Consider the following 12,123-nt stretch of genomic DNA (forward strand, 5'->3'; position numbering starts at 1 on the left):
ATGGGTAGCGGTCGGTTCGCCGAAGGGGCGAGGTGGGTTATGACCGGGTTGCCGCCGTGGAGTGACGCCGTCCCCGCGGAATGGTGGGAACGCCTGGCCGCCCGGCTCATTGAAGCCCTCGTCTTCGGTGTCTTCTATTACATTCTGTTCGTCGCGCTGTGGGGTGGCTTCCGAACTGTCGGGTTGCTGGAGGCGTTCGACAGCCGGTTGCCCGGCGTGTTCGCCTGGCTGCTCGGTGGGCTGGGATATACGGTCTATGACTGGGCCGCGCATTCCATGAGCGGCCGTACGTTCGGCAAGGCGATCATGAGGATTCGCCTCGAACCGAGCGGCCTTCGGCGCGGTGCTCTGCTGAAACGAGCCCTGGTCTATCCGGGAGCGGCGATGGTCATGGGCATTCCGGTGCTCAATGTGCTGGCCGGAATCTTCGTCTTCGGCGTCGGGATCCTCATCTTGATCGACAAGCCGCTGCAGCGTGGGCCGCACGACCGGCTCGCCGGAACGCGGGTGATCAAAGATCTCCGCTGACCCTTGTGGGCCTGGCGAGAAGTCTTTCCGCAAAATTTTCGCTTGATCCGGTAAGGAGCCTGGAGAGACTGGCATTAGGCTATGGGGCGTCCGGGTTGCCGGATGTTGGCGCACATGGCACATGGACGGCATCCATGTACCACTATGGTCGGGTGCGGGCGGTTGTCCACCTCGTGAGGCATGAGGGGCGCTCATGCCCAGGCCGCTTGTGGATAAAGCGCCCATCGAAACCCCCGTCCGCTGTGGAGGCGAGGACGAATGCAGGCCCTTACCGACGTATTGTCAGCGCTGATCCCACCGGTGGTGGTGGGCGCCGCCTTCATCTTTGGCGTAGTGAAGTTGGTCCGATCCGAGGCCGCCGGACGCCGTCCAAACCCCCAGGATCAGGCCGAGAACCACAACTGAGCCGCCGCTCAGCAGAATCTCTGTAGCGCTGAATTGTCTCCGCGCCTTTCCGGGTATATGTTTGCCCTGGCGAATGAAACAATGCTCCGCGAAAGGATTGCGTAGATGGCCAAGCAGATCCAGGAGATTCTCATCGATGACCTCGATGGGGGCGAGGCCAATGAGACGGTCAGCTTCGCTATTGACGGCTCCTCCTATGAGATTGACCTGAGCGACCTTAACGCCAAGAAGCTGAGGGACGCGCTCACGCCTTTCGTACAGCACGCTCGTCGGTCCGGTGCCGTGACCACGCGTCGGCGCGGTCGCGGCGGGCAGCGTGCGATGAGCCGCGAGAAGAGCTCGGAGATCCGGCAGTGGGCCAAGGCTCACGGTCTGCCGGTGAGCGAGCGTGGCCGAATCGCCTCTACCGTGGTGGAGAAGTACGAACAAGCTCACTAGAGAGCCATCTCCTGACCATGCGCTTATGCCGCTCGCCTAAGAACCCCGGCGAACGCCATAAGCGCATGATCATTTATAGCTGCTTCTCAAATGCTGGACGGTTCGTGACGGCGATCTTCTAATCGCCCATATGTGATCATTTTGGGCTGCCCGCTCGGTCGATTCCGGGCGGTTTTCTGGCATGGTGCGTTCCAGCCCCGGTGTGGGCTCCCCGGTGCGGCGACGCTCTGGATCGGTAACCGCGATGGCCCGGATCGGTAACCTCGCTGACCGGACCGGCGATTTCGTGGCCGCGTGTGCCGTGCCGGGATCGGGATTTCGCGGCCTGCCGGGATCGGGATTTCGCGGCCTGCCGGGTGCCGTGGCACGATCGAGATTCCGCGACCCGCGGGTGCCGTACCACGATCGATTGGCGGCGGGCGCGCTTCCTTACATAGGATGTTTGCGTATGGCTCACGGATCAGGCATGGGCGATGCGCGGGCGGGCTCTCTCCCCGGCACCGGCCGCAAGCCGATCCATGTTGATCTGCCGGCGCCGTGGCGACCAATTCCAGGCGCTTCACGGAAGCGTCCTAAACATCGTTCGCTTGCGGCGTATCGGGAACACGTAACCCCCGATCGGTAGTTGGATAGAGGGTGAACGCCCTGCTCCCGGGGAACGTCTCTGCTATAGAGCGTGTCAGTGGCAGTGGGCACGGTTCGCCGAGCCAGGGCTAGCATGCGGGATGACGGGACCGGATTTACCGGCCTGACTGACCGCTCTGTGAGGAGCGACGAGATGTTCGAGAGGTTCACCGACCGAGCAAGGCGGGTTGTCGTCTTGGCCCAAGAAGAGGCCAGGATGCTCAACCACAACTACATCGGCACTGAGCACATTCTTCTTGGTTTGATCCATGAAGGTGAGGGCGTAGCCGCCAAGGCTCTGGAGAGCCTGGGCATCAGCCTTGAAGGAGTGCGTCAGCAGGTCGAGGAGATCATCGGCCAGGGCCAGTCGGCTCCGTCGGGGCACATTCCGTTCACCCCGCGGGCCAAGAAGGTTCTTGAGCTGTCGCTCCGTGAGGCTTTGCAGCTGGGTCACAACTACATCGGCACCGAGCACATCCTGCTCGGGCTCATCCGTGAGGGTGAGGGTGTGGCCGCCCAGGTGCTGGTCAAGCTTGGAGCCGATCTCAACCGTGTCAGGCAGCAGGTCATCCAGTTGCTCCACGGTTACCAGGGCAAGGAGCCGGCCGCCGCGGGCGGCCCGCAGGAGTCGGCCCCGTCGACCTCCCTGGTGCTCGACCAGTTCGGCCGCAACCTGACCCAGGCCGCCCGCGAGGGCAAGCTGGATCCGGTCATCGGCCGTGAGAAGGAGATCGAGCGGGTCATGCAGGTCCTCTCCCGGAGGACCAAGAACAACCCGGTTCTGATCGGCGAGCCCGGCGTCGGCAAGACCGCCGTCGTCGAGGGCCTGTCACAGAAGATCGTCAGGGGCGAGGTGCCCGAGACGCTGAAGGACAAGCAGCTCTACACCCTTGACCTCGGCGCTCTGGTGGCGGGCTCGCGCTACCGCGGCGACTTCGAAGAGCGCCTGAAGAAGGTGCTCAAGGAGATCCGCACGCGCGGCGACATCATCCTGTTCATCGACGAGCTGCACACGCTCGTCGGCGCGGGCGCGGCCGAGGGCGCGATCGACGCCGCCAGCATCCTCAAGCCGATGCTGGCGCGTGGCGAGCTGCAGACCATCGGCGCCACGACCCTCGACGAATACCGCAAATACCTGGAGAAGGACGCCGCTCTGGAGCGGCGCTTCCAGCCGATCCAGGTGGCCGAGCCCTCGCTCAGCCACACGATCGAGATCCTCAAGGGTCTGCGCGACCGTTACGAGGCGCACCACCGGGTGTCCATCACCGATGGCGCGCTGGTGGCCGCCGCGCAGCTGGCCGATCGCTACATCAGCGACCGCTACCTGCCCGACAAGGCGATCGACCTCATCGACGAGGCCGGTTCGCGGATGCGCATCCGCCGGATGACCGCTCCGCCGGACCTGCGCGAATACGACGAGAAGATCGCCAACGTCCGCAGGGACAAGGAGTCCGCGATCGACGCGCAGGACTTCGAGAAGGCGGCCGCGCTCCGTGACCAGGAGAAGCAGCTCCAGCTCAAGCGCGAGCGGCGCGAGAAGGAGTGGAAGGCCGGCGACATGGACGTCGTGGCCGAGGTCACCGAGGAGCTCATCGCCGAGGTCCTGGCGACGGCCACCGGCATCCCGGTCTTCAAGCTGACCGAGGAGGAGTCGCAGCGCCTGCTCCGCATGGAGGAGGAGCTGCACAAGCGGATCATCGGCCAGGACGACGCCATCAAGGGCCTGTCCAGGTCGATCCGGCGCACCCGCGCCGGGCTGAAGGACCCGCGCCGTCCCGGTGGCTCGTTCATCTTCGCCGGCCCGTCTGGTGTCGGTAAGACCGAGCTGTCCAAGGCGCTGGCGGAGTTCCTCTTCGGTGACGAAGACGCTCTGATCAGCCTGGACATGTCGGAGTTCATGGAGAAGCACACCGTCTCCCGGCTGTTCGGCTCGCCTCCCGGCTACGTCGGCTACGAGGAGGGCGGCCAGCTCACCGAGAAGGTGCGGCGCAAGCCGTTCTCCGTGGTCCTGTTCGACGAGATCGAGAAGGCCCACCCCGACATCTTCAACTCGCTGCTGCAGATCCTGGAAGACGGTCGCCTGACCGACGCCCAGGGCCGGGTGGTCGACTTCAAGAACACGGTCATCATCATGACCACCAACCTCGGCACCCGCGACATCTCCAAGGGCATCGGGGTCGGGTTCGCCAAGTCCAACGACGCCGACTCCAACTACGAGCGGATGAAGGCCAAGGTCCAGGAGGAGCTCAAGCAGCACTTCCGGCCCGAGTTCCTCAACCGTGTCGACGACATCGTGGTCTTCCACCAGCTGACGCCGGCGGAGATCATCCTGATCGTGGACCTGATGCTCGCTCAGGTCGACGCCCGGATGAAGGACCGCGACATGGGGCTCGACGTCTCGCCCGAGGCCAAGCAGCTGCTGGCCGACCGTGGTTACGACCCGGTCATGGGTGCCCGGCCGCTGCGCCGGACCATCCAGCGCGAGCTCGAGGACTCGCTGTCGGAGAAGATCCTGTACGGCGAGCTCCGTCCGGGGCAGATCGTCAAGGTCACGATCGAGGGCGAAGGCGACAACGCGAAGTTCATCTTCACCGGTGAAGACGCGTCGTCCAGCCAGGTCCCCGACTCGGCCGCGGCGATCGCGGCGCCGATCAAGAACTAACGGCGCCCAAGTTCGACCTAGTAACCCCCGTGTGAGGGATCACACGGGGGTTACGTCGTTTCTGCGTCGTTGCCGAATTTTTGGAAACCTGGGTACACCGCCACCGGGAGTAGTACTACACTGCGTAGAGCAATGCCAAGTCTCGTCCAAGTCGTCCCCAAGGCGGCGTTTTCAGGATGAGGGCTGCTCCCTGGGGAGTACTAGGGAATCAACTCAGGGCGGACGCGTGCGCCCCCCGGCAGCAGGCATGCTCGACAGGTCCGCATGATCCCCAAAGCGGGCGACGGGAACGACCATGCAAGCCGTGGAGGATTAAATGCGTCTGCGTCACCAAGACGGAACGCTGGTGCACCTCGCCTACAACGCAGGCGTACACCCGGCGGAGGACCTGGAAAACCTGATCGCCCACCTGACCCGCTACGCGGTGCCGGTGCGCAAGCGGATCGGGGTGGAGCGCATGGGCGTCGGGCTGTGGCTCTCGCCCGGCGTGGCCGACCACCTGACCGCCGACCGCATCGAGCTCGTACGGCTGCGCAGGTCGCTGGAGGAGCGCGGTCTGGAGGTGGTGAGCCTCAACGGCACCGGCGGGCGCAACCTGGAGGTGCCCGGCCCCGACTGGGCCAAGCCGGAGCGCTACCGCTACACGATGGCGCTGGCCAAGATCCTCGCGTTCCTGCTGCCCGACGACGTACGCTTCGGCAGCATCTCCACCATCCCGATCGGCTGGCGCCACGACTGGCCCGCCGACCTGCACGCCATCGCCACCCGGCGGCTCGAACGACTGGCCAGGGAGCTGCGCGGCATCTACAGCGTCACCGGCAAGACCATCCGCGTCGGCTTCGAGCCCTGGCCCGGCTGCGTGCTGGAGACGACGGAGCAGGCGCTGGAGCGGGTGTGCGGGATCGACTCCGAACACCTGGGCGTCTGTCTCGACGCCTGCCACCTGGCCTGCGGCGACGAGGAGCCCGGCGCGGCACTGCGGGGCCTGGCCGCAGCGGGCGCGCCGGTGGTCAAGCTGGGGCACGTGCACAACCACACGGGGGATACGCCCAGCACGGGCGCGGTGCTGTACGACACGATGGCGGCGATGCTGTCGGGGGCCGTGAGCGGGAGCGCGCACATCGAGGTCGAGACGCACAACCTGGCGGTGCCGGGCCGCGCCAAGGGACCGGGGGCGCTGGTGTCCCTGCTGGCCGAACAGCTCGACTGGGCCCGCACCAGCCTGACCGGCCTGGGCCTGCAACTCGCCGCGTAGCCCCGGCCGGGTGCCCGCCGACCTCGTGGGCCAGCTGTCCGAGGCGGCCGGGGCGACCGGTCAGGAGTGGGGCAGGCGGTAGGTGCCGTCGTCGAGGTGTTCGGCGAGGCCGTCCGTGATCAGGCCGTCCAGGGCGCGCTCCCGTTGCACCGGGTCGTCCCACACCACGTCGAGCGCCGCCTTGGGCACCGGGCCGTGGGCGGCTCGCAGTACGGCCAGCAGGCGGCCCCGGCACTGCCGGTCCGTCCCCGCGTACGTCTGGCCCTTGCGGGCCGGCCCGGCATGCGGTGGTTTGCCGGCCAGGCGCCACGCGCACAGCTGGGCGATCGGGCAGTCGGCGCAGCGCGGCGTGCGAGCCGTACAGACCAGGGCGCCGAGCTCCATGACGGCCACGCCCCAGCGGGCGGCGCCGAGTTCGGGCAGGAGAGTCTCGGCCAGGCGGCGCTCGGCGGCGGAGGTGGCCGTCGGCGGGTACTCCTCGGCCCGTACCGCCCTCGCGAACACGCGCCGGACGTTGGTGTCGAGGACCGCGTGCCGCCCGCCGTACGCGAAGCTGGCGACCGCGGCGGCGGTGTACTCGCCGATGCCGGGCAGCGCCAGCAGGGTCGCGTGATCTGACGGCACCTCGCCGTCGTGCTCCTCGGTAATGGCCTTCGCGCACGCGTGCAGCCGCAACGCCCGGCGCGGGTAGCCGAGCCTGCCCCAGTGGCGTACGGCCTCGCCGGGGAGCTCGGCCGCCAGGGCCTTCGGGGTGGGCCAGCGGTCCATCCACTCGTGCCAGATGGGCAGGACGCGGACGACCGGGGTCTGCTGCAGCATGATCTCGCTGACGAGCACACCCCAGGGTGTCGCGTCGGGGGTACGCCACGGGAGGTCTCGGGCGTTGTCCTCGTACCACTCCAGAACGGGGACGTGTAGGAGGTTCGGCTCAACCACGCGCCCTAGGCTATGCCGAGATGGCGACCAGCGGCGTGTCGTCACCCTCCGTGGCCAATGGATTACCATGCTGTGAGTATGGATCCGGATACGATGGGTGACGGCAGCGGAGACGTCTACTGGCGACGGCGCATGAGCGTGCTGGTAGCGGTTCTCGTCGTGGTGGCGGTTGTCGCTTGGGCGTGTTCCAGCGGGGGGAGTGGGCCGCAGCGTCCCTCCAGCGCGCAGACCTCCACGAGCGCCTCGCCGTCGACGGATCCACTGCTCGACGGCCTGCGCACCCTCACCATGGGCACGGCCACCCCCACGGTGTCGGTGTCGCCCACACCGAGCCCCAGCAAGGTCACGCTCACGCCCATGACCCGGCCCAAGCGACCGGGCGAGCCCTGCGCTGAGGCCGATCTGGTGCTCAGCATGCAGGGCAAGCAGGACGTCTACCCGGCGGGTGCCCAGCCCAACTTCCTCATCAGCCTGGTCAACACCGGCCCCGTCATGTGCCTGGCCGACGTGGGTCCGCGCTCCATGGAGGTGCGCATCACCTCTGGGGAGGACCGGATCTGGTCGACCTCCGACTGCGTGAGCGGTGAGGCGACCGAGATCAAGCAGTTGCAGCGCGGGGTTCCGTGGGTGCGCTCGCTCGACTGGAATCGGCGCCGCTCCAGCAGCGACTGCCGTACGGACCCGCCGGCCGCCCTGCCGGGGACCTACGTGGCCGTGGTGCGCATGGGCAAGCTCAAAAGCCAGATGGGCGTCTTCCACCTCCGCTGAGCAGGCCCACCGAGCATGGCGACCCTGTCAGACGTAGCGCTCCAGGATGGAGGATTCCGCGAGGCGGGAAAGCCCCTCGCGGACGCTGCGTGCCCGGGACTCGCCGACGCCGCCCACCGCCTGGAGGTCGTCGATGCTGGCCGCCAGCAGCTTCTGCAGCCCGCCGAAGTGGTTGACCAGCCGATCGACCACGGTGGCGGGCAGGCGGGGCACCTTGGCCAGGAGGCGGAACCCGCGCGGGCTGACCGGGCTGTCGAGCGTCTCGTCGCCGCTGTGTCCCAGCACGTGGGCGACCGTCGAGAGATCGAGCAGCTCCTCGCCCGACAGCTGGTCGAGGTCGTGCATGGCTTCCGCGAGGCGCCGGTGCCGGCGGCCGGCGGGGGCCGGGAGGTAGTCGCGGACGACCAGCTCCCGCTCGGAGTCGACGCCCGCCACCAGCTCGTCGAGCTGCAGTGACAGGAGCCGGCCGTCGGTGCCGAGCTCGACCACATAGCCCTTGATCTCGTCGGAGATGCGCCTGACCATCTCCAGGCGCTGGGCGACGGCGGCCACGTCACGGACCGTCACCAGGTCTTCGATCTCGAGGGCCGACAGCGTGCCGGAGACCTCGTCGAGGCGGTGCTTGTAACGTTCGAGCGTGGCGAGGGCCTGGTTGGCCTTGGACAGGATGGCCGCCGACTCCTCCAGCACGTAGCGAATGCCGTCGAGGTAGAGGGCGATGATCCGCATCGACTTGCTGATCGCGATGATCGGCAGGCCGGTCTGGCGGGCGACCCGCTGCGCGGTGCGGTGGCGGGTGCCCGACTCGTCGGTCGGGATGCCAGGGTCGGGCACCAGGTGCACGGCGGCGCGGACGATTCGCTGGCCGTTGCCCACCACGATCGCGCCGTCCATCTTGGCCAGCTCGCGCAGCCGCGTGGCGGAGAACTCGACGTCGAGCTCGAATCCGCCGCTGGACACCTCTTCGACCACCTTGTTGTAGCCGAGCACGATCAGGCCGCCGGTCTGACCGCGCAGGATCCGCTCCAAGCCGTCGCGCAGTGGTGTGCCCGGGGCCACAGAGGCCAGGGCTTCGCGACGGCGGTCGTCGAGACTCCTGTCGTTTGGCACCTGACCCCCGTGTCGAATAGTCAAGCCAAGCTTAGCCGCGCTATGTGACGTGCGTGAGTGCGTCCCAGACGTTCTCCACCTCGACCACCTCGAAGCCCGCCGCGAACGCCACCGGTCCGATGGGCACCAGTGACCGCTGCCCATCCCGCTGCCCACCGCGCCGGCTGGTGCCTTGGTCGAGGGAGCCGGCGGGCACCAGCCCGCGCTTGAACCCCAGCCTGGCGGCCTCGCTCAGCCGCCGCCGGACGTCCTTCACCGGGCGCAACTCGCCGGACAGCCCCACCTCGCCCATGGCCACCAGACCGGCCGGCAGCGGCTTGTCGCCGGCCGCGCTGGCCACCGCCAGCATCACCGACAGGTCGATGGCCGGGTCGGCCAGTTTGATGCCGCCGACGGTCGCGGTGAACACGTCGCAGCCCCCCAGCTTGGCGTTGAGCCGGCGTTCGAGCACGGCCAGGATCATCTGCACCCGATAGGTGTCGAGCCCCGAGGAGCTGCGTCTGGGCTGCTGCGCCTCGGTGCGGGCGACCAGGGCCTGCACCTCGGCGGGCAGCGGCCGGGTGCCCTCGACCGTGACCGTCACGCAGGTGCCCGGCACCGGCTGGCTGCGCCGCGAGACGAACAGCCCGCTCGGGTCGGTGATGCCCTCGATGCCGCGCTCGTGCAGGTCGAAGCAGCCGACCTCCTCGGTGGGGCCGAACCGGTTCTTGATCGCGCGGACCATCCGCAGCCGGGAGTGGCGGTCGCCCTCGAAGTTGAGCACGACGTCGACCAGGTGCTCAAGGGTGCGCGGACCGGCGATCGAGCCTTCCTTGGTGACGTGGCCGACGAGCACGGTGGCCATGTTGCGCTCCTTGGCCAGCCGTACGAGATTGGCGGCCACCTCCCGCACCTGCGTCACCCCGCCCGGCACGCCGGTGGCCTGCGCGGAGCCGACCGTCTGCACCGAGTCGACGACCAGCAGCTTGGGCTGGACCTTGTCGACGTGCGCGACCAGTGCCGACAGCTCGGTCTCCGCCGCGAGATAGAGGTGGTCGCGGATGGCGCCGATGCGGTCGGCCCGCAAGCGGACCTGGGCCGCCGACTCCTCGCCCGTGACGTACAGCACGGTGTCGCGCTCGGCGATCCGGGCGGCCGCCTCGAGCAGCAGCGTCGACTTGCCGATGCCGGGCTCGCCGGCCAGCAGCACCACCGCCCCCGGCACCAGCCCGCCGCCGAGCACCCGGTCGAGCTCGCTCACCCCGGTCGTGCGCGCGGCCGCCATCTCGGCCTTGACCTGGCCGATCGGTATCGCCGGCGCGGTCGTCGCGCCGGCCTGGACGACGTGCACCCCGGCGCGCGCGCCCTCTTCATCGACCGTGCCCCACGCCTGGCACTCGCCGCACCGGCCCACCCACTTCGTGGTGCGCCACCCGCACTCGGCGCAGCGGTATCCGGGCTTCTGCGCAGACTTGACCATGTGGAGCAGGCTAGCGGGCCGCGCCGACAATCTTCACGAGGTACGGGTGGTCATGCCGGCCTTCTTCATCACCAGGTGCGGGTCAGCCCCGGCATTCTTCGTCGCCAAATATGGATGGTCAGGTCAGGCCCAGTTCAGCCTCGATCATGCGCTTCGGCTTGGCGCCGACGACCTGCTTGACCGGCTGCCCGTTCTCGAACAGCAGCATCGTGGGCAGCCCCATGACGCCGTAGCGGGCCGAGATCTCGGGGTTCTCGTCGCTGTTGAGCTTGCCGATGGTCAGACCGTGCTCGGCCTCGATCTCCGCGAGTACGGGGGCGACCATGCGGCATGGGCCGCACCATTCGGCCCAGAAGTCGACGAGCACCGGCTGGTCGCTCTTGAGCACCTTCTCCTCGAAATTCGCGGTGGTCAGCTCGATCATTTCTCTCCTCTAAGAACGCAACCAGGGCACGCCGCGCCCAGCTGGGCGGCGACCTCGGCGCGGCGGGCGAGCAGGACGCGGATCTCATCGTCGATCTGGGCCAGCTTGCGCTGGTAGACCGCGACCGACTCGCTGCAGGAGCCGCCAGTGCTGTGGCCGGAGCGCAGGCAGTCGACGAAGGGCCGCGTGTCCTCCAGCGTGAATCCCACGGACAGCAGCGCCCGGATCTCGGACACCAGCTTGATGTCCTCCTCCGCGTAGTCGCGGTAGCCGTTGGACCCGCGTCTGGCCGTGAGCAGACCGTGCTCCTCGTAGTAGCGGAGTGATCGGGTGCTCACCCCGGTCCGTTCGGCCAGCTCTCCGATGCGCATGCCTCCACGGTAAACGTTCACACTGACGTCAATGTCAAGCGGTCTTGGTGCGGCGGCCCCCAGGTGGGTTCGTCACACGACCGTCTCGGTCCCTGTGGCGGTCCGTGGTGGTTGGTGTCCTTTTGGAGGGACACCCCCTCCGGGGGCGCGGAAGCAGGCGGCCGGGTGGTGGCTGGGGTCCCCGGGAGATGGACCCCCCCTTCAGGGGTGCGTATGCAGGTGGCTGGAGTCCTGTGGGCGGCTGCCTCCTGGGGAGCGGAAGGAGGCGGTCGGTGGTGGCAGAGGCCCCTGGGGGAGGGCCCACTTCGGGGGCGGAAGAAGACAGTCCGCAAGGGCCCTGTCGAGGGAACGGGGACCCGGCGGACGTTTGTGGACGCCGCTCCAATCAGGCCGCACCAATCAGTACGAGCGCCAGCGCAGCACATTCGGGTAGGGCAGTTCGAGGCCGGGTGTCTCCGCGATCGCCTGGGCGGCCACCTCGGGGGTGAACTCGATGCGTAGCACCGCCTCCAGGTCGGCGCGGCGGGAGAAGGCCATCCGTAGGTCGAGTGGCTGTCGCTGCCACCCGTGGCGGTCCCAGAAGGACTCCACCGCCCTGGCGGAGTAGGTGGGCACCGTGCGCTGGAACCACCTGCCGAAGGCCCCGCGGGTGGCGTCCAGGTCGATGACGAAGGCCGTGCCGCCCCGCCGTACGACCCTGGAGAGCTCCCGTAAGCCAGGCTCGCAGCCGGGGCCGAAGAAGTAGGCCCACCGCGCCACCGCGACGTCCACGGACGCGTCGGGCAGCGGCAGGGCCTGCGCGGTGGCGGCGTGGATCTCGATGGAGGGGAGCGCGGCGCAGCGGCGGCGGGCGAGCGCGACCAGGTCGCCGTGGGGCTCGACGCCGATCACCTTCGCCGCCTCGGTCGCGAAGGCCGGTAGGTGGTAGCCGGTGCCGCAGCCGATGTCGAGCACCGTGGCGCCGTCCCAGGAGCGCAGGGCGCGCATCGCCGCGTTGGCGGCGCCGTCAGGGTCGACGGCGCGATTCTCCAGCTCGTAGACCTGGGGAGAGTTCCAGATGTTGGGGCTGGGGATGGCGCCTTTGGCGATCCGTGGCATGGTCCAACCGTAGGGCTCGCGCGCCAGATCGGCGTCACCGGCTTA

General features: G+C 68.3%; 11 protein-coding genes. 5 read left to right on the plus strand and 6 right to left on the minus strand.

What is annotated here, in order from left to right:
- Positions 1 to 39: 39 nt before the first annotated feature.
- The 4 genes from AB0C30_RS02670 to AB0C30_RS02685 all read left to right on the plus strand — a co-directional run bounded on the left by AB0C30_RS02670 (position 40) and on the right by AB0C30_RS02685 (position 5,912).
- Positions 40 to 528: an RDD family protein gene (locus tag AB0C30_RS02670; RefSeq protein ID WP_357938812.1), complete on the plus strand. Its 489-nt coding sequence runs from the start codon at positions 40 to 42 to the stop codon at positions 526 to 528.
- 510 nt (positions 529 to 1,038) lie between these two features.
- Positions 1,039 to 1,371 carry an Lsr2 family protein gene (locus AB0C30_RS02675; RefSeq protein ID WP_357653944.1) on the plus strand — a complete coding sequence of 111 codons (333 nt, stop codon included), beginning with the start codon at positions 1,039 to 1,041 and terminating at the stop codon, positions 1,369 to 1,371.
- A 778-nt stretch (positions 1,372 to 2,149) separates the two neighbouring features.
- Positions 2,150 to 4,657 carry an ATP-dependent Clp protease ATP-binding subunit gene (locus AB0C30_RS02680; RefSeq protein WP_357938814.1) on the plus strand — a complete coding sequence of 836 codons (2,508 nt, stop codon included), beginning with the start codon at positions 2,150 to 2,152 and terminating at the stop codon, positions 4,655 to 4,657.
- Between the two features lie 316 nt (positions 4,658 to 4,973).
- Positions 4,974 to 5,912, plus strand: coding sequence for a TIM barrel protein (locus tag AB0C30_RS02685; protein ID WP_357938816.1), 939 nt, complete (start codon positions 4,974 to 4,976; stop codon positions 5,910 to 5,912).
- 60 nt (positions 5,913 to 5,972) lie between these two features.
- Here the strand turns inward: AB0C30_RS02685 and AB0C30_RS02690 are convergent, their stop codons facing one another.
- Positions 5,973 to 6,848: an A/G-specific adenine glycosylase gene (locus AB0C30_RS02690; protein ID WP_357938818.1), complete on the minus strand. Its 876-nt coding sequence runs from the start codon at positions 6,846 to 6,848 to the stop codon at positions 5,973 to 5,975.
- A 78-nt stretch (positions 6,849 to 6,926) separates the two neighbouring features.
- On the opposite strand from AB0C30_RS02690, the gene AB0C30_RS02695 reads away from it, so the two are divergent.
- Positions 6,927 to 7,616, plus strand: a complete 690-nt coding sequence (locus AB0C30_RS02695) for a hypothetical protein (protein ID WP_357938820.1) — start codon at positions 6,927 to 6,929, stop codon at positions 7,614 to 7,616.
- A 27-nt stretch (positions 7,617 to 7,643) separates the two neighbouring features.
- Here the strand turns inward: AB0C30_RS02695 and disA are convergent, their stop codons facing one another.
- The 5 genes from disA to AB0C30_RS02720 all read right to left on the minus strand — a co-directional run bounded on the left by disA (position 7,644) and on the right by AB0C30_RS02720 (position 12,078).
- Positions 7,644 to 8,726 (minus strand): DNA integrity scanning diadenylate cyclase DisA, encoded by a 1,083-nt coding sequence (gene disA / locus AB0C30_RS02700; RefSeq protein WP_357938822.1) that lies wholly within the window; start codon positions 8,724 to 8,726, stop codon positions 7,644 to 7,646.
- A 40-nt stretch (positions 8,727 to 8,766) separates the two neighbouring features.
- A complete protein-coding gene (gene radA / locus AB0C30_RS02705) occupies positions 8,767 to 10,185 on the minus strand; it encodes a DNA repair protein RadA (protein WP_357938824.1) in 1,419 nt (472 codons plus the stop codon).
- Positions 10,186 to 10,303: 118 nt separating this feature from the next.
- Positions 10,304 to 10,609: a thioredoxin gene (trxA, locus tag AB0C30_RS02710; protein ID WP_357938826.1), complete on the minus strand. Its 306-nt coding sequence runs from the start codon at positions 10,607 to 10,609 to the stop codon at positions 10,304 to 10,306.
- Positions 10,606 to 10,980 carry a MerR family transcriptional regulator gene (locus tag AB0C30_RS02715; protein ID WP_357938828.1) on the minus strand — a complete coding sequence of 125 codons (375 nt, stop codon included), beginning with the start codon at positions 10,978 to 10,980 and terminating at the stop codon, positions 10,606 to 10,608. The genes trxA and AB0C30_RS02715 overlap by 4 nt, the downstream gene beginning before the upstream one ends.
- A gap of 399 nt (positions 10,981 to 11,379) precedes the next feature.
- Entirely contained in the window at positions 11,380 to 12,078 is a 699-nt protein-coding gene (locus AB0C30_RS02720) for a class I SAM-dependent methyltransferase (RefSeq protein WP_357938830.1), read from the minus strand.
- Positions 12,079 to 12,123: the final 45 nt, after the last annotated feature.

The organism is Nonomuraea sp. NPDC048901 (assembly GCF_040649695.1).
GTDB lineage: Bacteria > Actinomycetota > Actinomycetes > Streptosporangiales > Streptosporangiaceae > Nonomuraea.